This is a genomic window from Chryseobacterium sp. GM_Chr_2, assembly GCF_026540445.1.
Lineage (GTDB): Bacteria > Bacteroidota > Bacteroidia > Flavobacteriales > Weeksellaceae > Chryseobacterium.
Genome location: NZ_JALNUD010000008.1, coordinates 149,853 through 174,061 on the forward strand (window position 1 = coordinate 149,853; position 24,209 = coordinate 174,061).

The 24,209-nt window shown below is 35.1% G+C and carries 19 protein-coding genes; 6 read left to right on the forward strand and 13 right to left on the reverse strand.

Features of this window, described 5'->3' with window-relative positions; all coding sequences use genetic code 11:
- Positions 1-39: 39 nt before the first annotated feature.
- Entirely contained in the window at positions 40-1,098 is a 1,059-nt protein-coding gene (locus OXQ85_RS13695) for a diphosphomevalonate decarboxylase (RefSeq protein ID WP_267405235.1), read from the forward strand.
- 161 nt (positions 1,099-1,259) lie between these two features.
- Here the strand turns inward: OXQ85_RS13695 and OXQ85_RS13700 are convergent, their stop codons facing one another.
- Complete coding sequence (locus OXQ85_RS13700) at positions 1,260-2,342, reverse strand: endonuclease/exonuclease/phosphatase family protein (RefSeq protein ID WP_267405236.1); 1,083 nt, start codon at positions 2,340-2,342, stop codon at positions 1,260-1,262.
- Positions 2,343-2,477: 135 nt separating this feature from the next.
- Here OXQ85_RS13700 and OXQ85_RS13705 point away from each other — a divergent pair, with 135 nt between their 5' ends.
- Positions 2,478-2,921, forward strand: coding sequence for a nuclear transport factor 2 family protein (locus OXQ85_RS13705; RefSeq protein ID WP_267405237.1), 444 nt, complete (start codon positions 2,478-2,480; stop codon positions 2,919-2,921).
- Between the two features lie 14 nt (positions 2,922-2,935).
- Here the strand turns inward: OXQ85_RS13705 and OXQ85_RS13710 are convergent, their stop codons facing one another.
- From OXQ85_RS13710 to OXQ85_RS13730, 5 genes are all read right to left on the reverse strand, one after another.
- The gene (locus OXQ85_RS13710) at positions 2,936-3,298 is read right to left on the reverse strand and encodes a hypothetical protein (protein ID WP_267405238.1); all 363 of its coding nucleotides are present in this window, start codon (positions 3,296-3,298) and stop codon (positions 2,936-2,938) included.
- Positions 3,299-3,308: 10 nt separating this feature from the next.
- The gene (locus OXQ85_RS13715) at positions 3,309-3,881 is read right to left on the reverse strand and encodes a hypothetical protein (RefSeq protein WP_267405239.1); all 573 of its coding nucleotides are present in this window, start codon (positions 3,879-3,881) and stop codon (positions 3,309-3,311) included.
- Between the two features lie 9 nt (positions 3,882-3,890).
- Positions 3,891-6,014, reverse strand: coding sequence for a cation:proton antiporter (locus OXQ85_RS13720; protein WP_267405240.1), 2,124 nt, complete (start codon positions 6,012-6,014; stop codon positions 3,891-3,893).
- A 10-nt stretch (positions 6,015-6,024) separates the two neighbouring features.
- A complete protein-coding gene (locus tag OXQ85_RS13725) occupies positions 6,025-6,588 on the reverse strand; it encodes a hypothetical protein (RefSeq protein WP_267405241.1) in 564 nt (187 codons plus the stop codon).
- 79 nt (positions 6,589-6,667) lie between these two features.
- The gene (locus OXQ85_RS13730) at positions 6,668-7,573 is read right to left on the reverse strand and encodes an EamA family transporter (protein ID WP_267405242.1); all 906 of its coding nucleotides are present in this window, start codon (positions 7,571-7,573) and stop codon (positions 6,668-6,670) included.
- Positions 7,574-7,730: 157 nt separating this feature from the next.
- Here OXQ85_RS13730 and purE point away from each other — a divergent pair, with 157 nt between their 5' ends.
- Positions 7,731-8,234 carry a 5-(carboxyamino)imidazole ribonucleotide mutase gene (gene purE, locus OXQ85_RS13735; protein ID WP_267405243.1) on the forward strand — a complete coding sequence of 168 codons (504 nt, stop codon included), beginning with the start codon at positions 7,731-7,733 and terminating at the stop codon, positions 8,232-8,234.
- Between the two features lie 57 nt (positions 8,235-8,291).
- On the opposite strand, the gene OXQ85_RS13740 is transcribed toward purE, so the two are convergent.
- The 4 genes from OXQ85_RS13740 to ahcY all read right to left on the reverse strand — a co-directional run bounded on the left by OXQ85_RS13740 (position 8,292) and on the right by ahcY (position 13,069).
- Positions 8,292-9,896, reverse strand: coding sequence for a BspA family leucine-rich repeat surface protein (locus OXQ85_RS13740; protein WP_267405244.1), 1,605 nt, complete (start codon positions 9,894-9,896; stop codon positions 8,292-8,294).
- 146 nt (positions 9,897-10,042) lie between these two features.
- The gene (yiaA, locus tag OXQ85_RS13745) at positions 10,043-10,435 is read right to left on the reverse strand and encodes an inner membrane protein YiaA (protein ID WP_267405245.1); all 393 of its coding nucleotides are present in this window, start codon (positions 10,433-10,435) and stop codon (positions 10,043-10,045) included.
- Between the two features lie 372 nt (positions 10,436-10,807).
- Entirely contained in the window at positions 10,808-11,620 is an 813-nt protein-coding gene (locus OXQ85_RS13750) for a hypothetical protein (RefSeq protein ID WP_267405246.1), read from the reverse strand.
- Between the two features lie 135 nt (positions 11,621-11,755).
- The gene (ahcY, locus tag OXQ85_RS13755) at positions 11,756-13,069 is read right to left on the reverse strand and encodes an adenosylhomocysteinase (RefSeq protein ID WP_267405247.1); all 1,314 of its coding nucleotides are present in this window, start codon (positions 13,067-13,069) and stop codon (positions 11,756-11,758) included.
- A gap of 166 nt (positions 13,070-13,235) precedes the next feature.
- On the opposite strand from ahcY, the gene OXQ85_RS13760 reads away from it, so the two are divergent.
- Positions 13,236-13,772: a pyridoxamine 5'-phosphate oxidase family protein gene (locus OXQ85_RS13760; protein WP_267405248.1), complete on the forward strand. Its 537-nt coding sequence runs from the start codon at positions 13,236-13,238 to the stop codon at positions 13,770-13,772.
- A 334-nt stretch (positions 13,773-14,106) separates the two neighbouring features.
- Positions 14,107-14,721 (forward strand): 4'-phosphopantetheinyl transferase superfamily protein, encoded by a 615-nt coding sequence (locus OXQ85_RS13765; protein WP_267405249.1) that lies wholly within the window; start codon positions 14,107-14,109, stop codon positions 14,719-14,721.
- On the opposite strand, the gene OXQ85_RS13770 is transcribed toward OXQ85_RS13765, so the two are convergent.
- The 3 genes from OXQ85_RS13770 to porU form a co-directional block, all read right to left on the reverse strand.
- On the reverse strand, positions 14,702-16,987 hold the full coding sequence (locus OXQ85_RS13770) for an FUSC family membrane protein (protein WP_267405250.1): 2,286 nt from the start codon (positions 16,985-16,987) through the stop codon (positions 14,702-14,704). The genes OXQ85_RS13765 and OXQ85_RS13770 overlap by 20 nt on opposite strands.
- Positions 16,988-17,275: 288 nt before the next feature.
- Positions 17,276-18,439 (reverse strand): type IX secretion system outer membrane channel protein PorV, encoded by a 1,164-nt coding sequence (gene porV, locus OXQ85_RS13775; protein WP_267405251.1) that lies wholly within the window; start codon positions 18,437-18,439, stop codon positions 17,276-17,278.
- A 60-nt stretch (positions 18,440-18,499) separates the two neighbouring features.
- Positions 18,500-22,399, reverse strand: a complete 3,900-nt coding sequence (gene porU, locus OXQ85_RS13780) for a type IX secretion system sortase PorU (protein ID WP_267405252.1) — start codon at positions 22,397-22,399, stop codon at positions 18,500-18,502.
- Between the two features lie 163 nt (positions 22,400-22,562).
- Between porU and gldJ the strand changes: the two genes are divergently transcribed.
- On the forward strand, positions 22,563-24,164 hold the full coding sequence (gene gldJ / locus OXQ85_RS13785) for a gliding motility lipoprotein GldJ (RefSeq protein ID WP_267405253.1): 1,602 nt from the start codon (positions 22,563-22,565) through the stop codon (positions 24,162-24,164).
- Positions 24,165-24,209 lie beyond the last annotated feature (45 nt).

A 24,209-nucleotide genomic window follows, 5' to 3' on the forward strand; every position in this document is an offset into this window, starting at 1 on the left:
ATTTAGCTTAATAAAGTTTTATCATTTTTAAATTAAACTATGACAACAACACAAGAATTTTTAGGAAAAGAAGAATTTTCGATATATACGCAAACGGTTTCGGAAAGCTGTCCTTCGAATATTGCCCTGATCAAATATTGGGGGAAATACGACAATCAGATTCCGGCGAACCCGAGCATCAGTTATACTTTGAATAACTGTAAAACCAATACTACAATGGAGTTTTTGGCGGATGAGCCTTTTTCTGTTCAGACTTTTCTGGCTGGAAATGAAGAAGTGAAGTTTGCCGAAAAAATAGAAAAATATTTCAAAAATATTGAGCAGTATCTTCCGTGGATTTTGAAAGGAAAATACATCATCAGAACTGAAAATACATTTCCTCACAGCTCAGGAATTGCGAGCTCGGCATCTGGCTTTGGGGCAATTGCAAAATGTCTGATGAAGCTTGACGGAGTTTTTTCAGGGATAGATTCAGAAGAAGAATCACTTAGAAAAGCTTCTTTTCTGGCAAGATTGGGAAGTGGAAGCGCATGCCGAAGTTTATACAACGGATTGGTCGTTTGGGGAGAATCTCAGGTGAGAGGAAGTTCAGATCTTTTTGCCGTAAAATATCCGGATGAAGAAATTCATGATATTTTCAAAGATTTTAATGACTGGGTTTTGCTGATTCATGAAGGTCAGAAAAGTGTTTCTTCAACGGTTGGACATGGTCTGATGAATACAAATCCCTATGCGGAAAGAAGATTCCTTGAAGCCAGAGAAAATTTTGGTCCGATGAAAGAAATTCTGGAAAGCGGAGATATGCAAAGCTTTATCCGATTGGTGGAGCATGAAGCGCTTACTTTACACGCTATGATGATGATGAGCGAACCGGCTTTTATTTTAATGAAAACAGGAACGTTGGAAGTAATCAATAAAATTTGGGATTTCAGAAAAGAGACTAATTTACCTTTATTCTTTACATTAGATGCAGGAGCAAACGTTCATCTTTTATTCCCGAATGACAGTTCTGAAGAAAAAATTAAAACTTTCATTGAAGCTGAATTAATACAACATACCCAGCATAACGGAGTTGTGAAGGACATCATGAAATTTTAAGATATTATACATGAAAACGGACTTGAATTCAAGTCCGTTTTTTTGTTTATTTTTAATGAAATAAGTTTTACATAAAATGGAATTGTTTGAATGTGAGGGGAGTATATGTTTTATGACATTCATTACTTCAAACTTCCATCATCCAGCTTCCTGACCTTGATTCAATCCTCTGTAACCACGGCATCACGTTCTCCATCCTCTTTTTTTCCTTCCTCAATCATTTCCTCTGCCTCCGCTTTTTCCTCCTGTGTGGCATGATCTATTCGTTCTTCTTGTTCGTCATTTTGATGATCAATGAAAAATTCACAATAAACCGGAAGGTGATCTGAACCAAAATTTTCAAGCGTTTTTAAATCTTTAATGAAAATATGCTCACTGTGAAACATCAAATCAATAGGAAATCTTAGAAAACGGTATCTTGCATGAAAAGTGGAAACAAAAGAATGCCCGATTCTAGGATCAATCAAATGACTTGTTTTTCTGAATAAAACCGATGATTTCGACCAGGCAACATTATTAAAATCTCCCACTACAATTACAGGTTCTTTAATTTCCCGGACACGTTTTGCGGTGCTTAAGAGATCACCATCTCTTTCCTTTGATGTTTCTTCTTCGGTTGGACTTGGCGGCGGCGGATGTATTCCAAAAAATACAAATTGGAAGCCGTCTTTTGTTTGCAAATGTGCTTCAATAGTCGGAATATCATCAGCAACAAAATAATGAGTCTGCGAATCTTTAACCTCAATTTTAGAATAAAAATGCATTCCGTAGGTATTTTCTAATGTTACTTTATGCTGAAAAGGATAGTCTTTCTCAAGCGGACGAAGTGCATTTTCCCATTCACCATTGCTTTCCATCGTTAAGAAAATATCGGGTTGATATTTTTCTATCAGTTGAATAAATCGATCATATTCTTTATTGAATTGATAAACATTCGCCGAAATAAAATGTAATTTATCCGAAGAATTACTTTTCTGAGCATGTTGTTTTACAGGATAAAGTGGCGTGTATTTCACCAAAGTAACAGCGTGATGAATAAACATGATGATTAATAAGCCTTGATAATACCAAATATCATCTGAAGAGCCTACGATAAAGCCTAAGATAAGTGTGAAAAGAATAAAATACGTGATCTGTATTTTTCCAAATTCAGGAACACGAAATATCCAGTGGGAATTTTGAATTTTCGGAAGTATGGTTAAAATTAGTAATAGTACAATCAGAATCAGGTAGGCTGTCCACATATATATTGAAATAAGAGGATAAATTTAACTTATTTTTATTGTTTTTCAAATGAAGTCGTTTTTAAACTTTGTTAATGTATTTTCTAATGAACGGTTATTTTGCTTATTTTTATTTAATTAGTTAAAAAGATTATCATGAACAAATTATTCGCAATTACCTTACTTTTAAATATTTTCTGTTTTGGACAAAGCAATCAGAATAAAGAGATTGAAAAGCCGATTCGCCAACTATTTTTAGGAATGAAAACCGCAAATCCTGAACTATTAAAAACAATATTTTCCGAAAATGCTATTTTCCAAACCATTACCAAAGATGGAATTGTAAAAACGGATAAAGTGGAAGATTTTATTACATCTATTTCAAAGTCTTCAAAAGATGATCTGGATGAAAGAATTTCCATAGAAGCAATTCATGTAGATGGTCTTCTGGCAAGTGTTTTTACACCCTATTCTTTTTATTATAAAGGGAAATTTTCACATTGCGGAGCGGATAGTTTTCAGCTGATAAAGCAAAACGGAGAATGGAAAATTCAATATTTAATCGATACGCGGAGAAAAGAAAATTGTAAGGAAAATTAAACCGAAAGGTGTTTTTACTTTGCATAAATTTTAGGAAAATCGATCGTCCATTTTTGTTCGGTGGAATTCCATAATAAATAAGGGCCGTCGAATCCTTCAATATAAGTCAGCTCAAAATTGCCCTGATGATCGGTTAGGTAATATAAATAAGAACTGGAATCTTTCAATGGAAAACCTAATTTCTTTAATGTTTCCCAATCACCATTTTCAGGAAGTTTTCCATTTGTTTTTTGATATGTTTTAATATTTTGAATGATTTTATTTCCGAATTCTATATCAGATTTTCTTGTAATTTCAAAAGGTAAATTCCAATAAATGGTAATTGAAATAATGATGAGAAGTAGTAGCGATATTATGATTATGAGTGCCTTTTTCATGGATTAAATTTTATTTCAACAATTCTATTTCAATATATTTAAAATGATTATTTCTTACACCATTTGTAGCATCAAATATAATTGCTGATCCTCCTTTGTATGTTTCTTCAAGTATAATATTGCAACAAAATTCAATTCCTTGTAAATCTTGTCCTGCAAAATCAACAATTATATTTTGAAATTTAGATAAAACAGAATAAAGACTTAGCAATTTTCTCGGATTTCCGGGAAGCATACTAACTTTTGTTTTTTTATTTATCCAATCTATTTCATAGATTTTTTCTGAATATGAATTACTAAGATTAGCATTCTTTTTTAGATATTCTCCCACTGTAATGGGGAAAAATATTCTTCTAAATTCAGGCTCCCGAATATAATCTACAAATGTAAATGGTTGATTAATCACAGTGTTTTCATATTTAATTTTACCATTGAAAATATCTTTTAAAAACATTTCAATATTAAAACTCTGTTCATCATTAATAAGTTTAATAACAATTGCTTCACCTTTATTCAATTCGAAAGGTGGAATATAAAAATATTCTGTTTTTATGCCGTTACTTTTAATAATTATATCGCTCAATTTTAAATCTTATTTAAAAATCTTCTTAATCACATTTCCAATTTCCATAAAATCATCATGATTTCCTACCGAACGTCTTTCCGAATTATCTTTATCAAAATCTGAGAAAGGATAGATCAAAAGATAATTATTATCATGTAATTTTCTGTTTAAAAGCTCAGGAATCAGTCGCATTTGAGGAATAAAAGATTTCATTCCTTTTTTAGCCATAAAAAGGATGAGAGCCTCATCTTCTTTTAATTCAGAAGCTGTTTTTTCACCATCTCTCCAAGTTTTCATAATGATAAATTCGGCTTCTATATTGGCTTTTTTAATGATTCTCTGTAAGATACTCAGAATATTTTCAGGAGTATAAAAAACAATCGTTGCTCCGGAATTTCGGGCAATATTCCAGACTCTTAACAAAGCATGGAAAAATCCGGCTTCTTTGTGAGCATTTTCAGGAATCATCACCGCATATTTCTTAATCGTAGAAAGTGGCTGTGCGGCATGGTAAACCAATACATTGGCATTGTCATTCTGAAGATAACCATTGTAAAGATTATAAACGAAAGCGGGTGAGAAGCCTTTTTCATCTTCTAAGCCAATGATGAGGTCGGTAATATTTTGTTCTTTAATAACATTGTTGATGCCGTTTACAACATCATTGTCATATCTTTTTATCGCCTGAATTTTAACATCTGCAGCGGCAGCTGAATCAGTGGCTTTGTGTAAAAGTTTTTCGGCATTTTTTACGGAAGATTCATTTTTATCTTCATTAATGACATTCAATGCCGTAAGATTTTCGGTATTAGAATGTGCTTTTATCAAAATTCCCAAGTTAACCATTCTTTCAACAGTTTCCTCGTGATTGATCGCTAGCAGAATGTTTTCTTCTTCATGATTATCTCCTGAAACGGTATCTTCATTATCGCTTTCCGCAATTTTTTGCGCGCTCGACATGGAAATAAATGAGGAAATGGTACAGGAAACTAATATTAAAAGGATACTTCCATTTAAGACATGTTCATTTAACAGTCGAACTGGCTCTCCGGTTTCCGTTTCAGAAAGGATAATATTATATCCTACCATTACGGAAGCTAATGTGGCAGCAGCAGAAGCAGAACTCAATCCAAAAATAAGTTTTCCTTCTTCCTTGGTAAGTCTGAATGTTTTTTGTGTAGCTACCGCCGAAAAATATTTACCGCCAATAGAAGCGACGAGCATTACCCCTGCCACTGCGATGGTTTCCCAACTTTTGAAAAATACGCTGAAATCGATCAACATTCCGACACTAATCAGGAAGAATGGTATAAAAATAGCGTTTCCCACGAATTCTACACGATTCATTAAAGAAGAAGTGTGCGGAATCAGTCTGTTCAAAGCTAATCCTGCGAAGAAAGCACCGATGATGGCTTCAACACCAGCCAGTTCAGCTAAAAGTGCTGCAAGATAGATCATCACTAAAACAAAGATATATTGTGATATTTTATCGTCTACTTTTTTGAAAAACCATCGCCCTATGATGGGGAAAACCACAAGTACAATCAATGCAAAAACGATGAATGATACGGATAATTTAACCCAAAATTCTGTTCCGACCTCGCCTTGTGACATTCCTACGATGACGGCGAGCACCAAAAGGGCAAGGATATCTGTAATCATTGTTCCACCAACGGTAATGTTTACGGCTAGATTTTTAGAAATACCCAATTTACTGACCAGAGGATAGGCAATTAAAGTGTGGGACGAAAATAAACTAGCGAAAAGAACCGACGTAAGTACAGAAAAATGTAAAATATAATAACCTCCCAAATAACCTAAAACAAAGGGTACTGCAAATGTATAGATACCAAAGGTCAGACTTTTCCATTTGTTTTTCTTGAAGTCTCCCATATCGATTTCCAAACCGGCAAGGAACATAATGTAGAGAAGTCCCGTAGTTCCTGTGACCACAATGCTGCTGTCACGTGCCAAAACATTGAATCCGTTCGGACCAATTACTGCTCCTGCAATAATTAATCCCAACAGATGCGGAACTTTTATTTTATTTAAAAGAAGGGGTGCGGCCAAAATGATAATCAACACCAATAGAAATTTCAGTACCGGATCTTCAATGGGAAGACTCAGGTTGTGTATGCTCAACAAAATCATAAGTGTTTTTTTATTTGGTGGAACGTATTAATTCAACAGAAAATTTAGCCATGCAATTGTCTACTGCAATGGTTCTCGTTCCTCGGATCTTAGTATCGGAGATATCGTTAAGCAAAACATTCATTTCCACTTTTTTCTTTGCGGTGGAATCTGTTTTAAAATTCAGCTTAATCTCGTTATTTTCAAATTTTCCTGAATAAAGCCTTACCAGATTGTTATTGTTGATGATTTTGGTCACCAGTTGGGTAGAATCATTATCAAATTCCCAAATATCCGTACGTTGGTCACCTACTACATAGTCACTACAGTTAGATTCTGTACAGATTACTTTACCACTCCAGCTTCCTGAAATTTCTGCAGGCCATTTTATAACCTTCACCGAATCTTTTTTAGAAAAAATACTGTCTTTCATTTTTAAAAGAGCCTGATATTGAGATTCTTTTTTAGCAAACAGTTTTTCTTTTTCGAGTAATTGCTGCTCCCGTAAAGCCAGATTATTTTCTTTTTCCTTATCGGTACAGCTGATTAACAAAAGTAAGCAAGCGCAAAAAGTGAGGAGTGTTTTTTTAAGCATATTGTAAATCTTGGTCTAAACAATATAAGAAAATTTGAGGGAAATAGAAAATTGAATATGCATCAACAAATTCTAAATATTATTCAATTCTCTGTTTTTTAAACATTTCCCGATTATAATTAATCACAAAAACACCTGCGATAATTAAAATGGCTGCAACGATAAATTTAGCAGAAATTTTTTCATCTAAAATCAACCAACTTAAAAATATTGAAATAATAGTATTGATGTATGCCAAAATAGAAACCTGAACGGGAGAAACTTTCGTTAATGCATAATGGTAACAGAAGAATGCCGCGACGGAACCAAAAAGTGAAAGATAAATCATCGCAGAAATACTTTTCAAAGTCCAGTTTTCAAAATTGTAATTTTCAAGGAAAGTGAAAGCAAAAATAATCTGCAGAATTCCAGCGAAAGCAAACTGATAAAAGAGATTTAACGAAATATTACTGCTTTGGATATTCAGTTTTTTGGTGAAAATAGTTCCCGAAGCCCAACCTAAAATAGCGATGAATAAAAGAAATATTCCGAATCTATAATCCGGATTAGCCAGATCTTTGATTCCATCCCAAAATATGAAAAGAATTCCGCTGAAACACATTAAAATACCAATTAATGCTCGGAATGTGAATTTTTGCAAACCAAGCGCAACGCTTCCTAAAAATACCAAAATAGGTGAGGTGGCGCTTATTAATGAGGTTACACTACTCGTTAATGTTTCTTCGGCAACCGTTGTTAATCCGTTAGCAATAACCAACATCAATAAAGAAAAAATAAGTTGATATTTCAAATTTTTCCAGCCAATCCATTTAAATTGTTTTCTGTAAACCAAGATGATAAACATAATAATGGCCGCCAAAAACTGACGAATTCCTGCCACAAACCAAGCCGGAATGGTTTCTACCGCAACACGGATCGAAAGGAAAGTGGTTCCCCAAACAATGGCAACCGTGAGAATGGCGAAAGTGAGTTTATAATTTTTCAAAATTCAAATGATGTGTACAATTAACAAAAATATTGAGTTAAAGACAATATCAACGGATACAGTTCCTGAACTTCTTTAGGTAACAGAACAAGTTTTGCGCCTTTTTGCATTTAACCTTATTAATTTTTTATCTTTGAACATCTAATAAAATTGAAGAATGGTAGGAATTATTATGGGAAGTCAAAGCGACTTACCGATCATGGAACAGGCTGCGAATTTTTTGAAATCTCTGGATATTCCTTATGAATTGACGGTAGTTTCAGCGCACAGAACGCCGGAAAGAATGTTTGATTATGCTAAAACAGCCAAAGAAAGAGGTCTAAAAGTAATCGTTGCCGGAGCTGGTGGCGCGGCACATCTTCCGGGAATGGTGGCGAGCTGTACGACATTGCCTGTGATTGGTGTTCCGATTTTATCCAGTAATTCTATTGACGGGTGGGATTCTGTTTTATCAATTCTTCAGATGCCGGGCGGAATTCCTGTGGCAACGGTTGCCTTAAATGGAGCCCTAAATGCCGGAATTTTAGCCGCAAAAATTATTGGAAGCGCAGATGCTCTTGTGGCTGAAAATCTTGAGAAATATCAGGAGTCTTTGAAGGATAAAGTGCTGGGAACGGTAGATGATATCAAAGCGAAACATCCGAACCATTTCGATAAATAATTTGAAATTTTTTGTTCAAAATATAAGCCTCACCGGAAAAGTGAGGCTTTGTTGTTTTTATTTTTTAATGAATTTGAAGCTATGAATTTTATCTTTTGAAACAATTTGTAGAATATAATTTCCCGTTGTAAGAAGTTCTACATTAATGAAATTTCTGTCTAAAACGTCTTTATCAACTATTCTTCCGCTCATATCTGTGATGAGATAGTTTTTTGCATTTTGAATATTTTTAATGAAAATAATATCTTTTGCAGGATTCGGATAGATACTTGGATTATTATGATTCAAATTTGATTCTTTAATCGCTAAAACAGATTCGCAATTGCCATTATAAGTGTCTCCCGTAATTATCCAACCTTTGTTATTGATGAGATAATTTCTGGCAGATACGGCAGCAGCATGAGAGTAGATCATCGGTGAAATGTAGCCCAGATTAATATTATTTGGTGTAGCCGGATTCATGCGCCATCCAAATAGTGTACTGTCATAATTCTGGCAATTAAGTCCTGAATTATTAAATATTCCAGTGGCAGAAAGTATGCTGCTGAGATTCCAGCTGCCTAAGTTTTGATTAAAGCTGGTAGCGCCGTAAAACATATTATTCATTGCAGTTACACTTGCCGTATTCCATTTGCTGATATCTTGGTTAAAAAGCGCAGCACCTTGAAACATACTTGTCATATAAAGTACTTTTGAAGTATTCCAGTTGCTTATATTTTGGTTGAAAACTTTAGCATTTAAGAACATATTGTTCATTTCCATAACTTCGGAAGTATTCCAGTTTGCCATATTTTGATTGTAAACCCATGCGTCTGTAAACATAAACTCCATATCTTTTACTTTAGAAACATCCCAATTACCAATGGGCTGATTGAATTGTCTGGCATTATGAAACATTGCCGTCATTTCCGTTACTTTAGACGTATTCCATTCTCCGATAGGTTGATTAAATTTTTGCGCCATGAGAAACATAACGGCCATACTAATTACATTACTTGTATCCCAGCTTCCAATTGGCTGATTAAAATTGACGCATCCATTAAATATTCCTGCAAGACTCGTAATAGAAGTTGTTTTCCATTGATTAATGGAAGTATTTCCTATTAATGAGGGACAATTTCCGAACATATAAGACATATCTGAAGCAGACAAGAGATTGGGAACATCTGTTGCGATCATGTCTAAGTTGTGACAAGCGGTAAAAGCATATTTCATAGAAGACCATGCAATATCTCCCCATTGGTTTATTTCGATAATTTTCGAAGTATCACCCGTAATATAGGCTGTGTCGGGCAAAGTGTCAGGATCTCTGAACAGAATTCTGTGAAAATTTCCGTTTCCGTTACTCACTTTCACAATGTATGTTGCATTTGAAGGATCGGGATTGAGCGGAGTTCCAAAATCTAATAATACCTGATAGAAAGAATTTACATCGGTTAAGGTGGCATTATGCGTCGGATAGCCTTTTTCTTCCCAATATATTGTGAAATTAGTTCCTCTCAAAGGTATCCATGCTTGGGTATTTGAAGAAGGAAAGGGAAAATTTGTCGGAAGACTAATTTGAATATTACTTGGTTTCCAAGTGGTAATAAATTCGTTTTGAGCGTTGAATGTTTGGAGAAATAGAAAGAAAGTACATAAGGTTAGTAGTTTTTTAATCATATCAATATTTTGTGAAATAAAGATAATGAAAATAAAAAACTTAGCAAAATTTTAGCTTTTTTGTTGAGGAAGTGATATTTTATATCGTGAATATGGAATTTATTAGCAAATAAAAAACTCTTCAATTTTTTTGAAGAGTTTCATTTTTATTGTTCAAGCATATTGTCTCGGGTATTTTTCTGAACAGCGATGGCTCCGAAAAGAGCTAATAAAAAGGCAAATCCGTAAAAACCTTTTTCACTTGGTAGAATGGTGGCATTCCATAATCCGATAGCCAATAAAACAATGGAAGAAAGGGTGGCAAACCAGCAAATTCCGTAATAAATGTCAGTTACCTTGATATTTTCCAATCTGTCACGAACCGCTTTCTGCAGAGAAACTACCGCAAATAATCCGTATAATAAGATTGTGAAATAATATCCTTTTTCGTTAAGCTGCATTTCGGCTCTTGCCAAACCTACGATAAAACCAACCATTCCTGCTCCCAATGCAACCCATGATGCCGCAATGAATGCGTTTGATACATTTTGTTTTTTCATGTTTGATGTTTTTGTTAAAGATTTCAAAGATATTAATTTAAATTAAATATGAACAACAACTGAAATTTTGAATTTTTATTGCATGACTATAAAGTGAATGGTGAAATGTCAATTCGCTTCGCTTGTCAATTTTTATAACTTCATGTAGAATTCACAATTCACTTGCGAAGCAAAATTCACAATTGACTTTCTCACTGTCGCAATTTCCTAGCCCGGATCGCAGCATTTGTTTGAGCTCATTTTATATTTTAGGTTTCGGCGCGGCAGCGAAGCTGCCGCGCCGAAACCTAAAATATAAAATAGCGAGTGCGGAGAGCAGGAAATAGCTTCTAAAAAAACAAAAAACTCCCCAAAAATGGAGAGTTTTACTATTTATTGAGTAATATATTCGTAATTGTATTTCACATACATATTTCCGTTGGCTTCTTTCCCGATTACTTGAGTAGGTAATTGATGGCTGTTGTACTGAATTTCGTAAGTAATATTTTGATTGGGAATCCAGTTTCCTGCATTATCTTTATTACTAATTTTTTCGGAAGTATAATTATTAGCGCTTAAAACATATGCTCCGCCTATCGTTGTTCTAAAGTATTTATTGGTGTAAGAAAAGGGATTTAGCTTATTATCGTAAACAAATTCTCTTTTTGTAGAGAATGAAAACGTACCTCCACTTACGTAAATTTCTGTCGTAATATTATCTCCGTTGTAAGTATACGTTGAGGTACTTGGTTTGGAACAATCTCCTGACTGACATTGAGTATACCCACTTAGTTTTCCATTGTTATAATTGTAAGTTATCGATCTGTTATAATCTGAATTACTGTATATGGAATTTACTGTAGTAAGCTGTTCGCCATTATAAATATAGGCTGCATAATATTCTAAAGTACCATCAGCTTTATAATAATTTGTCTTTAAAGGTTTTCCTGCGGTATCATATTCAAAAACAGAGGTTCTGCCTTCAGATATAATTTTACTGAGCTGTTTTTGGCTATTGTATTCTAATGTTGCAACAGTAGTTTCAGGATTTGAAGGATTGTCGTAATAAACAGTTGTGACTTTACTTAATAAAGCAGGAGACCCAACAACAGGATCGGTAATGATTGTCTCGTTTTCATCATTACTGCTACATCCTGTAAAGAATACCACTGAGCTCATCATGCTCAGAAGGAAATATTTTTTCATTCGATTAATAATTTTTTTCGCCTGCAAAAATAGAAAAATACTAAACAAGTTTAATATTTAAAAACAAAAAAACTCCCCAAAAATGGAGAGTTTATATTATGTTGAGATCCTTCGACAAGCTCAGGACGACAATTTTTAGTATCTGTAATATTCAGGTTTGAAAGGTCCTTTCACATCAACACCGATGTATTCAGCTTGTTCAGTTGAAAGAACTTCTAGCTCTACACTTAATTTCTTAAGGTGAAGAGCAGCTACTTTTTCATCTAAATGTTTTGGTAACATATACACTTCGTTTCCGTAAGCTTCAGAATTGTTCCAAAGCTCGATTTGAGCCAAAGTTTGGTTAGAGAAAGAGTTAGACATTACGAAAGATGGGTGACCTGTAGCACAACCAAGGTTTACCAATCTACCTTCAGCAAGAATAATAACTTCTTTACCTTCAACGTTGTAGATATCTACCTGAGGCTTAACTTCAGATTTTGTGTGACCATAGTTTTCGTTCAACCAAGCCATATCGATTTCGTTATCGAAGTGACCAATGTTACAAACGATAGCTTTATCTTTTAATTTCAAGAAATGCTCTTTTCTTACGATGTTGAAGTTACCAGTAGTCGTGATTACAATATCTGCGTTATCAACCACAGTATCTAATCTTTTTACTTCGTAACCGTCCATTGCAGCTTGAAGCGCACAAATTGGGTCGATTTCAGTTACAGTAACGATAGAACCAGCTCCTCTGAAAGATGCAGCAGTACCTTTACCTACATCTCCGTATCCGCAAACTACAACTCTTTTTCCAGCCAACATTACGTCAGTAGCTCTTCTTACAGCATCTACTGCAGATTCTTTACATCCGTATTTGTTGTCGAATTTAGACTTAGTAACTGAATCATTTACGTTGATTGCAGGCATTACCAAAGTTCCGTTTTTCATTCTTTCGTACAATCTGTGAACACCAGTGGTAGTTTCCTCAGAAAGTCCTTTGATATCTTTTGTGAATTCAGGATATTTATCAAAAACCATGTTTGTTAAATCTCCACCATCATCCAAGATCATGTTTAATGGTTTTCTGTCTTCACCGAAGAATAAAGTTTGTTCGATACACCAATCGAATTCCTCTTCATTAAGACCTTTCCAAGCATAAACCGGAATTCCAGCAGCAGCAATTGCAGCAGCAGCGTGATCCTGTGTAGAGAAAATATTACAAGAAGACCAAGTAACTTCAGCTCCTAAAGCTACCAAAGTCTCGATAAGCACAGCCGTTTGAATTGTCATGTGAAGACATCCAGCGATTCTTGCACCTTTTAACGGTTGAGATGGCCCGTATTCTTCACGAATAGACATCAAACCAGGCATTTCAGCTTCCGCCAAAGTAATTTCTTTTCTTCCCCATTCTGCCAGGGAAATGTCCTTAACTTTATAAGGAACGTATTGTGTTGTTGTACTCATATGTATAATGAATAAGTTTAAAATTCAATTAATAATAAGATGCAAAATTACAACTAATAATTAAAATATAAAAATGACATATTTCGTAGTCTTTATCAGATTTTATATTGATTAAAATTATTTATTCTAATTATAAATAGTTATTTTTGCGGAACAAATATATATCATGAATCATACACATACACATACACAGGAAGATGCTCACAGACAAGCAAAGCCGCTTACTCCGAAAGTAAAAGAGTTAATTGAAAGAACTAAAAGTGTAATCTTGGCGACGGTAGATGCAGAAGGAACACCAAATTCAAGCTATGCGCCGTTTGTTCAGGTTGATAATACATTTTATATTTTAGTGTCTTTCATGGCAAAGCATACTAAAAATTTGGCTGACGGAAGAAAAACTTCAGTGATGTTTATCGAAGATGAATCTGCTACAAAACAAATCTACGCTCGTGAGAGATTAACGATTGAAGCTTCAACTTCTCAGGTGGAAAAAGATTCTGAAACGTGGAACATAGTTGTTTCTCTATTAAAAGAAACTCACGGGAAAGTAGTAGACGTTATCGCTGAAATGAAAGATTTTATCTTAATCGGTCTTCACCCAACAAAAGGTGCTTATGTAAACGGTTTCGGAAGTGCTTATTTCGTAGATCAGAATCTTGAAATTATGGAGCACAGAAATGATCAGAATCACCAGTCTAAATAATAATTAAGGAAGGAAGCTGGATGATGGAAGCTAGAGGTTTTATTACTAACTGCTTTATTATCTTTTAGCTTTTTTAATAATATATAATTCACTTGGATCTTAGGATTTGAGTGAATTTTTTTGTTTAAATTTTATTTGAATCTAAATTTCTGCGGTCTGTTTGTCATGCTGAAAGTATCTCAACATTGTACGTTTATGTATTGTCTAAATGCTTTTAGCATGACAAACTACATGTTTAACAGTTGGTAATAAAAACCTCCATCCTCAAACTCCCATCTACCAACCAAATATCCACCAAAAATTTTTTCACTAATTTTGCACAATAAACAAACACATGCCTCTTTACCGCGATTTTTCTGATGACAACGCTACAATTCTTGTTTGGAAATACGATGAAACCGAAGAATTGAATATTGATGAACTTTTAGAGCCTGAAAATGCTGAAAAAGTAAAAGATTATCATCCGAAAAAGCTATTGGAAGTATTGATGGTTCGTAAACTTTTGAAAGGTTTAAAGCCAAATTCCAAAATATTGTATAAAGAAAGAGAGCCTTTTTTATCTCCAAAAGATGCCGAAATCTCCATTACGCATTCTTTTCCGTTTGCGGCGATTGCTATTTCTAAGAATAAAATAGGGATTGATATTGAAAAATTTAATCCTAAAATTTTAAGGGTAATCGACAAATTTACTTACGAAAACGAGCGCGGATTTATCCCTTTTGATAATGAAGTGACGTTTTATACCATTATTTGGAGCGTGAAGGAAAGTATGTATAAAATTCACCATTCCAAACATTGGTCGCTGAAAAAACATTATGATGTTCAGCCTTTTGAACTAAAATATCTTCATCACATTAAATGCAGGGTTTACGACGAGCATATTTCCGATGAGTTAAAGGCTAGAGTAGAGTTCTTCGACGACTATTGCTTTACGATTGTTGAGGAATAGCTTCTGTCGTTTCAGACTTTTCGTGAGATTCACTTCTGTATTTTTCAATCACTTTTCGCTGTTCTTTGGCCACATCGAAGATCAGTTCCAACACATCGTGGATGTTTTTAAGCTCCGTTAAACGAGAGATTTTATTAGGATCTCTTTGATTTCTGGATTCGTGATCGGCAAGCTCGGTTTTTCGCTTTAAAATTAGATCGTCAAAAGAAGAATCTTCGGGTTCAATTCTACTTTCCATTTTCAAAGATTCGCTGATTTTATTTCCATTCAACAAATTAGAAATCTGTAACATTTCAGCTTCAATTTTCTTGCTCCATCCTTCTGCGTCTATTTCAGGATATTTTTCATCATCCTTTACATATTGTGAAAGAGAAGCAGTATACGCCGTAATCAGGTGAGAAGTTGCAACAAATTGGTGAACAACTTCTAGTTTTTTCTGCTGATTTTTAGGCTCAGAAATCATTCGCTGAAAATTATCGGAAAGATTGGCTAAAGCGATGATGGCGTTCTTACGTTTTACTTTATAATCTTCAATATCAAAGCTGTCATCCAAAAATTTAGAAATCACACATTGGAAATAAATTAAATTACATTCCGCTGATTTTTTCATTAAATCTAAATTCTGTGTATGCTCCCAAACCGGCAAAACCAAATAGGAAACTAAAGAAGCGATCAAACCGGCAATAATGGTATCTACAATTCTGTCTCTGAAAATAATATCTACATGTCCAGGACTTAAAAAATTAAAACTCAGAAAAATATAAATAGTCATAAACAAAACAGCCCAGAAATATCTGCCTTTCAAAAAGCTGAAACACATAATCATGCTCAACAGCAAAATGGTAAACAATACCTGATTGATGTGAATGAAATGCAGAATTCCATACGCAATCGTGGCTCCGGCAATCGTTCCGTACAAACGCAGAAGATTTCTTTGTTTGGTAATGGAGTAGGCGGGTTTTAGGATGGCGATAACAGTAATTAAAATCCAATAAGTATGACCGATGCCTAAAAAATCAAACATAGAGAATGAATAGCCGATCAATAAAGCAATCGTAATTCTCAAAGCATGGCGAAAATGGGATGAGGAAAGTGAAATATTATCTTTTAAAACTTTCGCATTGATCTTCTGCTCACTCGGCATAAATTTTCTCAAATCCAATCCAGTAGAAAGACTCTTCGCCAGTTTTACATTTTGAGAAAACACTTTATAAATCTCGTTGATTTCCTTTGTAATTTCGTTGATGCGAACTAAAATTTGGCGCAACACCATGAAATGCTCGAAATTATCGGGAGAAATCTGTTGATTCCTTAGTTCAAAATAAACATGATTTAAACTTTTTAATTCAGTCTCCAAATTAAACATAGGCTTAGCGCGAGTTCCGATTTGCAAAGAAATTCCGATGTTTGTAATTTCTTCAGCCAAAAGATTCAGGTAATCATGAATATTCACCAAAATCATGCTGTCTTCAAAGCTTTTTTGAAGTTTGTCGTAATCACTTTCAGAGGTCATCAGTTTTTCATGAAGATCCATTGAATTCAATAACATCAACATCAGCAAACGGCTCGTAGTTGTTGATTCGTTGACGATGACCCTTGTTTTGAAAACCGTTTCTCTGGTTTCTTCCTGAAGATTTTTAATTTCAATCTGTTTGGCAATAACCTGTGTTGTCAGCTTCGCAAAATCTGGATTTTTCTGATAATAATTAGCTTTGATTTTTAAAAATTCAGCCAGTTGAAGATAGTTTTCTCCAATCATCTGGCTTGCCAATTTGTAAGGCTGAATGGTGGAAACGATTAAAAAAATCAATAAAAACCAAAAACATCCCGAAGCAAAGATTAATAAGCTTTTGAGGATATTGTCACCTGTTAAATGTCCATCAATAAAGATCGCGAGTACGACCAAAGAAAGTGAACCAACAGCGGCTAATCTTTGTCCGTAAACTCCAATCAATGAAAAAAAGAGTCCGAAAACTACGATTTCAGCAAAGACAAAAATTTTGAGGTGCATGACTAAACTGGCTACAAGCGCCACCAAAACGAAGCAGAAAATCGCAAAAGTCAATGAATTTCTTCTTCGGATAAATGGTCCAGGCTGGTCGGTTAGTGCTACAAAGCTGGTTCCCAACGGAAAAAGAAAGTATTCTTTCAGAATTCCGAAGTGGGCGAGAACTAAACATGGCAGAACAGTGGCCAGTGTAATTCTGATCGCAGAATATACATATTGGCTGGTTACGAATTTTTTGAGCTCCGCAGAATAGTTCATAGTGCAAAATTAGGTATTGACAACAGAAAATGCCTTATAAAAATAAGACTTTTGTAAACATATTTCTTATTATTGATGTTTATTTTATTATGAACGTTGAATTTTTCTTACCAAGTGAATTAATAGACTTTTCGTTTTGAGTTTCGGGCGGCGAAGCCGCCCGAAACTCAAAACGAAAAACAGTCAAAGTATAAAACGAAAAATAGAACTCTTTAAAATTAATCAAACCTCAGTTAAACAAAAAAGCCCCATAAAAATGGAGCTTTGTATTATTTTAAGATATGTTTCTTAGTAATCTACGTTAGATGTTTCATCACCAATGTTCCAAGTTAGACCGAAACGAAGGGTATTATCCAAAGCGGTATTAACTTTAGACATATTAATAAGGTAAGAAATATCAAGACCGAAAGAACGGTACTTTAATCCGATACCTGCTGTTGCAAATTGTCTTGCTCCCTGCTCTTCACTTTCGTGGAAATAACCTCCTCTTACTGCGAATGCATTGTCATAAGAATACTCAAGACCTGCACTATACATGATAGAATTAGCATTTTTGAAAGACTTTCCGATACCTTGCATTACACCAACGTTTGGCACTGCATACATTGGTTTTCTTGTATTCGGATCGATTCCTGCATATTCAGAACCAGGAACTAAGATTTTTGAACCTTCAACGCTTAATCCCACTCTGTTTACATCATCAAGATACATGTCGTAACCAACCCCTAATCTTGCCATAGTAGGCAAATAAGATCTTGATTCTTCGTTTCCTGTATAATCTAATTTCGGACCTAAGTTCTGAACAGCAAAACCTGCATTCAGTTTTCCGTCATACCCTCCGAAACTTGAGAATCTAGGAGAAGTATAATATCCTGAAACGTCTACTGCAAAAGAGTTTGCTGCTTTCAAGGTCGTATCTGTGTTGAATCCTCCGGCTAAGTCTGAACGAATGAATCTACCTGTAACGGCCATGGAGTAAGAATCAGAAAGTTTCAAACCATAAGCAACGTCGATAGAGAATTCGTTTGGCTTTGAGGTACCCATTGAAGTTACATCATTTCCTACTAGCTGAGTTAAATCTACCTCACCCATATTGAAGTAATAAATACTTGCTGAGATCGTAGATCTTTCTTCCTGACCTAAGAATTTGTGGAACGCACCATATAATAAGAATACATCATTTGTAAGTTTCCCCATGTACGGAGTATAGTTTACCCCAACGGAAGAACTCGTCCTGCTAAAAGGATATTTCGCTGCATTCCAGAACTGAGAAAACGCGTCGGGAGAGGTAACAACCCCTTGATCTCCCATACCTCCGGCTCTAGCATCCGGCGCAATTCTTAGAAATGGAGCTCCGGTTAATACTGGGTTTATTTTACTTAGATCCTGCGAGTATCCTAAAAAACCAGCACTTAAACCAATCCCCAAAAACAGCTTAGTAGTTAAATTCATATGTTGTCTTTTATATATTATCAGTTTTTTATAAATATTGTTACAATTATTATTTTAAAATTATTTCAAAAGTACCATTTTTTCTACAGCTGTAGCACTTCCTTTGCATTTTTCTTGATTTTGACTTTTTGCAAATATCTTAAAAATATACGTACCTTTTGCTACTGTTGCCCCAAAATCGTCTCTTCCGTCCCATTCAATTGCTTGGCGAGGCGTTCTAAAGCCCTGTAGGAACGGTTCTGCCATTACAGTTTGCGAAATTGTTTTTACTAATTTTCCTGTAATTGTATAGATTTGAACGTTTACATCCAAAATATCATCACAATTATGCTCAAACTGAACGTAGGTTTTATTGGTAAACGGATTTGGCCAGTTCATTGGTCTGTTGATTGTCAAACGCTGGTCAGCTTCATCCTTAACCTCAAAATTCAACGTAGAAGTTGTAGAATTATTGTTTATATCCCAAACTTTAAATGTTAATTGATGTTGTCCTAACGCTAAATTTCTGAAAGGGTAGGTTACATTTCCTTTCTGATAATCGGCTAAGCTAGGATTTACACAGCCATTTCCTTCTCCTGAAGCAAAGAAGTCGTTCAAAATTACGGTGTTAATAATTTGGCCGTCCAAATATACAGTAATATCATGACCAACGCCTGATCCTGTAGAATTAATTCCCGTATCATCAGTAACACAAGCCAATAACATCGGGTTTTGATCTGTAATTCCCCCATCGGCAAAATTTGTATTGTTCATATACAATTTCACTTTTGGCGGCTCATTATCATTAATTCCGTTTGGATTAAGATCTCCTACCTGAACGGCTTGGTTGTTGAAAACATCGGTTGCTTTATTATCGGCATATCCAAGAATTCTACCTGTTCCAACAGCGTAGTTAATATCTTTCGGAACATAAAATTCTACGGTGAAAATTCCGTTTACAGCAGTTCCGGATGCTTTTACAATTGCACTTCCTTCTTCTGTATATTGTAAGATCGGCGTTAAACCTCCGTCATTATTTAAGGTTGATTTATTTAATCTTTTATCAAAAATATTAATAACCACTCTTCCGTTGAAAGTCGTGTTGGTGGTTCCGTTCTGATTGGTAACTCGCCCGGTAATTTTCACAAAATCTAATCCTCGGATTAATCCCGGAACCGGAGTTTCAATATTATCAATTGTTAAAAGTCTTTTTGGTCTGCTCAATTTCGTAGCAGGATCTCCAAGGAAGTTTACTTTTAAGTGATCCGGATAAGCCCCTTTTTGTTTTTTAGCATTTAAATGAGCCATACCTAATGTTGCAAAATCATCACTTTCCAGTTTGAAGATGTTTTGCGTCAGAATATTAGTAAAATCGATACCATATCCTACACCTACTGCACGGCTGGAAGTAATCATTGTAGAAGTTCCACCTTGTTTTAGTTTAATAAACTGCTCTCCTACAGAACTGGTTGCAGGATCGTCCCAAAGGGTAAATTCACACGTAATCGTAGATACAAAAGGGAATCGGCTGTAAACATTCGAGAAGTTGTTGAAATTCTGAACTTCATCAGAAGATAAAACTCTTTCCTGCGCCCATCCATTGATACCTCCGTGCCCGAAATAGAAAAGATATAAGCTGTTTCCTACATCATTGGCAATCGCCTGGTTTACCTGCGGATATCTTGGCCCTCCCGCAGAACTTTGTTGCTGGAAAGCATCTAAATACAATTTTCTTACGTTATATTCTTTAAGATTGGTATTGTTTTGTTCGAAAACATTTACCAAAGAATTATTCATTACAGTATGGAAAGGTGTTCCGCCATCGTTGTCATCATCCACCACAAAATCCAACTTCATACGCCATTCTCCAAACGGAGTAGATTGCCCCGGAAGAGAATTGTTGTAAGCCAAAGATTTATCAATCATATTGGCGGCTTCTGTAACATTGGCAGCAGGAATTCTTCCGATAGGCAGATCCGGTAAAATATATTCAATTTGATTAGAGGTCTGCGGCTGCGTCATCACGATATAATCATCTGTAACGAATGAGCTCACAAAATCTGCAGATTCTTCACTCTCGTAGCTTGGAACGATATTGGTGTTTCCGGAAATTCTGTCTTTATAGTCATATGACGCATCTCCTAAAATGAAGACATATTTTAAACGTCCTGCCGGAGTATTTAATTTCGTTACAAAATTACGGATAGCGGTAAGATCTCTGCTTCCGCTGCCGAATTCATTATAAATTTTATTAATATCAACTACCTGAACGTTATAGCTGTTCCTTGATTCATGAAAGTTGGCAATTCTCTGCGCCTGAGACATGAATGGGGCAGTGGTTAATATTAAATAATCTACATTCTGTATTTCAGAAAGATTTTGATTGGCAATTCTCTCTACAAACTGTGGCGAATAAGCAGATTCTGCTCGGAAAGCTACAAATTCATTATTAAAATTCGGGTTAGAAGAATTATATCCGAAACTGAAAGTACCATTTCCTGCCGCTTTATTTACTCGTCTTGTCGCATTCGTAATATCTGTAACATCCCAAACCTGCTCCATGATTGCGGTATTAGAAATACTGAAACCATAGTTGGTATTTGTTCCGCTCATTAAAGAAAAATCTCTGAAATTCATCTGAGTTCCGTTGAATTTCAAATCTTCTTTATATTGCACTTCGGCATAATCAAAATAGAAAGTTCCGTTAGGATTTGTTGTAATATCAGGCTTATAATTAATAGTAATCTGATTTCCGCTTAAATTTGAAATCGTTCCGTTGTAATTCAAAGGAAAAAAATCATAGGCAACATTGGTTCCGTTTGGCGGAACAGGAATAGGAACTGAATTTTGATTATTAATATTGAATGTTGTTGAGTTCTGCTGAGCATGATACCCCACAATTTGTGTACGGTATCTGATAAAATCGCCTCCTTGAATTGGCGAATTGGTGTTAAAAGTAATCGTTTTATCTGTGGTAAACGGTGCATCTTCCACCCAGATTCTTCCAACTTTCAGCAAATTTTTCTGATCGTTATTAATCACCTGATAGTTATCGTATCTCGTAATCAAAGCCGTATTGGGAAGCGCTACATCTGCTTGCTGCACTCTTTTTCCGGCACCTTTATCAAAATTAATATAATAATAAGAATGATCTTCGTAGATGTTTTTCAGATTATTACTGCTGTCAAACCTTGTCTCGTTTCTTTTAAAACCGTTACCGTTTCCTGTATCATAAAGATTGTAACCATCCGGCCCCTGGGCATAGAATAAAGCATAATCTCCATCATTCCATACACCGTCATCTTCACCTACTACCTGAATGGCATTTTCCTGCAAGGCGCTGTATTGCGTGTCTTGATTATTTTCAGGAAGCATAATTCCTCCGTTTCCATAAATTCTGAAATTCTTAGGATTTACAGAAGAAGGGTTGATGCCGTTATCTTTTAAAAACTGAGTTGTAATTTTGAAAATTCCGGATTTATCAACTTTAATTTTATAAAAACCACCACTTGCCAAAGGATTTGCAGTTGTTCCCACTTTATTGGCATTTCCGTTGCCTGATGCAATAGCAGCTCCTTCGGAAACATCATACGAAGCAAGTCTTAAAACCTGACCTTTTTCAAATTTGAATAATGAAACACTTATGTTGGCATATCTTTCCCCCTCATGATAATAATAGGATACGTTATTCAGTTCACGCTTTGGCAGCAATTGTCTGTTAAGCTCAAATAAATCTCTGTTGGAAACTGGTTCCCAAGATAAATTAGAAATTTTGATCTGCTTTTCTCCTATTTTTTGTCTGGTAGTTATAAAAACGCTATTTTGGCTGTAAGAAAAACCTTCATTTTTGAAATTTGGAAGATTAATTTTAGACTCACCAAAGTCTTGAATTTTAGAACCATTCCATTCAATGTTGACTCTTTGGGCCCAAAACATTGATGTAGAGGCTAATAGAAATAAAAGCGTGATTTTTTTTCTCATGTTTATTATTCAAATTTCCGAATTACAAAATAAATGAAAATTTTATAATTAAATTGCGATACAATAAAATTAATTTGTTATCGTTTTTCAAAAAAATCAATCTTTACTTGATTTATTGAATAATTTATTTTTTCTTTGTACTTTGAAAATATTTATATCGACTATGAAAAAACTAAAGTTGTTTTCATTAATAGCATTAAGTTCTACACTTGCATTAACCAGTTGTGGTGGATCAGGTACTAGCAAAGGCGGCGGTACTAAAAAATTTGTCAGCAAAACAGGTTGGAAACCAAACGAGAAACAAGGTTGGTTTTTTGCAGGAAAGCAACAAAAACAAAAAGGTTGGCCGGGGATGGTATATGTAGAAGGTGGAACTTTCACAATGGGATTAGTGAAAGATGATGTTATGCACGATTGGAATAACTCACCACGCAGAATGCAGGTAAGTTCTTTCTTTATCGGAGAAACAGAAATTACTAACTATGAATACCGCGAATACCTGACATGGTTGAAGTATGTATTCCCACCAAGTGACCCAAGTTTTAAGGAAATCTACAACGGTGCTTTGCCGGATACCTTACTTTGGGACAACAAATTATCTAGAAACGATTATAACGAAACTTATTTCCGTTCTCCTGAATTCGATTACTATCCGGTAGTAGGTGTTTCTTGGACTCAAGCCAACAGATACTGCGAGTGGTTGACAGACAGAGCAAACGAAAAGGCTTTAATGCAAGCCGGTATCATTGCTAAAGATTTATATATCAATGAATCTAACAACCAAGGAGGAACTGCATTCAACATGGATAAATTCAAGGCGAATGATCCTGAAATGCAAGGATATATAAATGAACAAAGAATGCAGCAAAAAACTGGTTTGAAAACTACAAACCAAAGATTATTAGCTGCAAACAGAGCTCCTAATGGCGCTATGGTACAAAAATTCAGACTTCCAACAGAAGTTGAATGGGAATACGCTGCTTTAGGAATGGCTAAAAACAGAGAGTACAACCAATATTTAGGTAAAAAACCTCAAATCGAATTGTTAAGAGGTACTAAAGGTAGAGACAGAGGAATGTTCCTTGAAAACTTCAAAATGGGAAGAGGAGATTATTCTGGTATCGCAGGTTGGAAAAACGACGGTTCTGCACAAACTTCAGACGTTAGACAATATCCATCAAATGACCTAGGAATCTATGGTATGTATGGAAACGTTGCTGAATGGACTGCTGACGTATACAGACCAATCATTGATGAAGACTTCAGTGATTTCAACTACTACAGAGGAAATATGCCTCAGGCTATCGTAAGAAACGGTGACGGTACTTACAAAATGGTAGACGAGACAAGCATTAAATATGATACTTTGGCTGACGGAAGATTAGTTTACAAAAACTTACCAGGTCAGTTCGAAAGACAAACAGTTGCTGACTACAGAAACTACAGAGATGGTGACAGACAGTCTTCATTAGAGTATTACAGAGCGGCTGATTCTGCTGCATCTTATGATATGTACAACTCTCCAAAACAGAGATTTATCGTAGATGCTACAGGTAGAGTAAAAATGCAAAAAGATACAAGAGACAGAACTTCTGCTATGTCTAACGATGTTAGAGTAGTAAAAGGTGGTTCTTGGCAAGATACAGCTTATTGGCTAGATCCGGGACAAAGAAGATATAAGACTGAAAACAAGGCTTATGGTTGGATTGGATTCCGTGTTGCACAGGATGCTAGAGCTAGCGATAAGAGTAGAACTAGAAGATAATATTTATCAAAAAATATTTTTAAAAAACCTTCCGAATTTTTGGAA

Excerpts from the sequence above, each read along its gene's own strand:
- OXQ85_RS13695 (WP_267405235.1), top strand. The coding sequence starts at position 40 with ATGACAACAACACAAGAATTTTTAGGAAAAGAAGAATTTTCGATATAT.
- OXQ85_RS13700 (WP_267405236.1), bottom strand. The coding sequence starts at position 2,342 with ATGTGGACAGCCTACCTGATTCTGATTGTACTATTACTAATTTTAACC.
- purE (WP_267405243.1), top strand. The coding sequence starts at position 7,731 with ATGGTAGGAATTATTATGGGAAGTCAAAGCGACTTACCGATCATGGAA.
- OXQ85_RS13760 (WP_267405248.1), top strand. The coding sequence starts at position 13,236 with ATGAATCATACACATACACATACACAGGAAGATGCTCACAGACAAGCA.
- porV (WP_267405251.1), bottom strand. The coding sequence starts at position 18,439 with ATGAATTTAACTACTAAGCTGTTTTTGGGGATTGGTTTAAGTGCTGGT.
- yiaA (WP_267405245.1), bottom strand. The coding sequence starts at position 10,435 with ATGAAAAAACAAAATGTATCAAACGCATTCATTGCGGCATCATGGGTT.
- OXQ85_RS13740 (WP_267405244.1), bottom strand. The coding sequence starts at position 9,896 with ATGATTAAAAAACTACTAACCTTATGTACTTTCTTTCTATTTCTCCAA.
- OXQ85_RS13765 (WP_267405249.1), top strand. The coding sequence starts at position 14,107 with ATGCCTCTTTACCGCGATTTTTCTGATGACAACGCTACAATTCTTGTT.
- OXQ85_RS13725 (WP_267405241.1), bottom strand. The coding sequence starts at position 6,588 with ATGCTTAAAAAAACACTCCTCACTTTTTGCGCTTGCTTACTTTTGTTA.
- OXQ85_RS13750 (WP_267405246.1), bottom strand. The coding sequence starts at position 11,620 with ATGAAAAAATATTTCCTTCTGAGCATGATGAGCTCAGTGGTATTCTTT.
- OXQ85_RS13710 (WP_267405238.1), bottom strand. The coding sequence starts at position 3,298 with ATGAAAAAGGCACTCATAATCATAATATCGCTACTACTTCTCATCATT.
- porU (WP_267405252.1), bottom strand. The coding sequence starts at position 22,399 with ATGAGAAAAAAAATCACGCTTTTATTTCTATTAGCCTCTACATCAATG.
- OXQ85_RS13770 (WP_267405250.1), bottom strand. The coding sequence starts at position 16,987 with ATGAACTATTCTGCGGAGCTCAAAAAATTCGTAACCAGCCAATATGTA.
- ahcY (WP_267405247.1), bottom strand. The coding sequence starts at position 13,069 with ATGAGTACAACAACACAATACGTTCCTTATAAAGTTAAGGACATTTCC.
- OXQ85_RS13705 (WP_267405237.1), top strand. The coding sequence starts at position 2,478 with ATGAACAAATTATTCGCAATTACCTTACTTTTAAATATTTTCTGTTTT.
- OXQ85_RS13720 (WP_267405240.1), bottom strand. The coding sequence starts at position 6,014 with ATGATTTTGTTGAGCATACACAACCTGAGTCTTCCCATTGAAGATCCG.
- gldJ (WP_267405253.1), top strand. The coding sequence starts at position 22,563 with ATGAAAAAACTAAAGTTGTTTTCATTAATAGCATTAAGTTCTACACTT.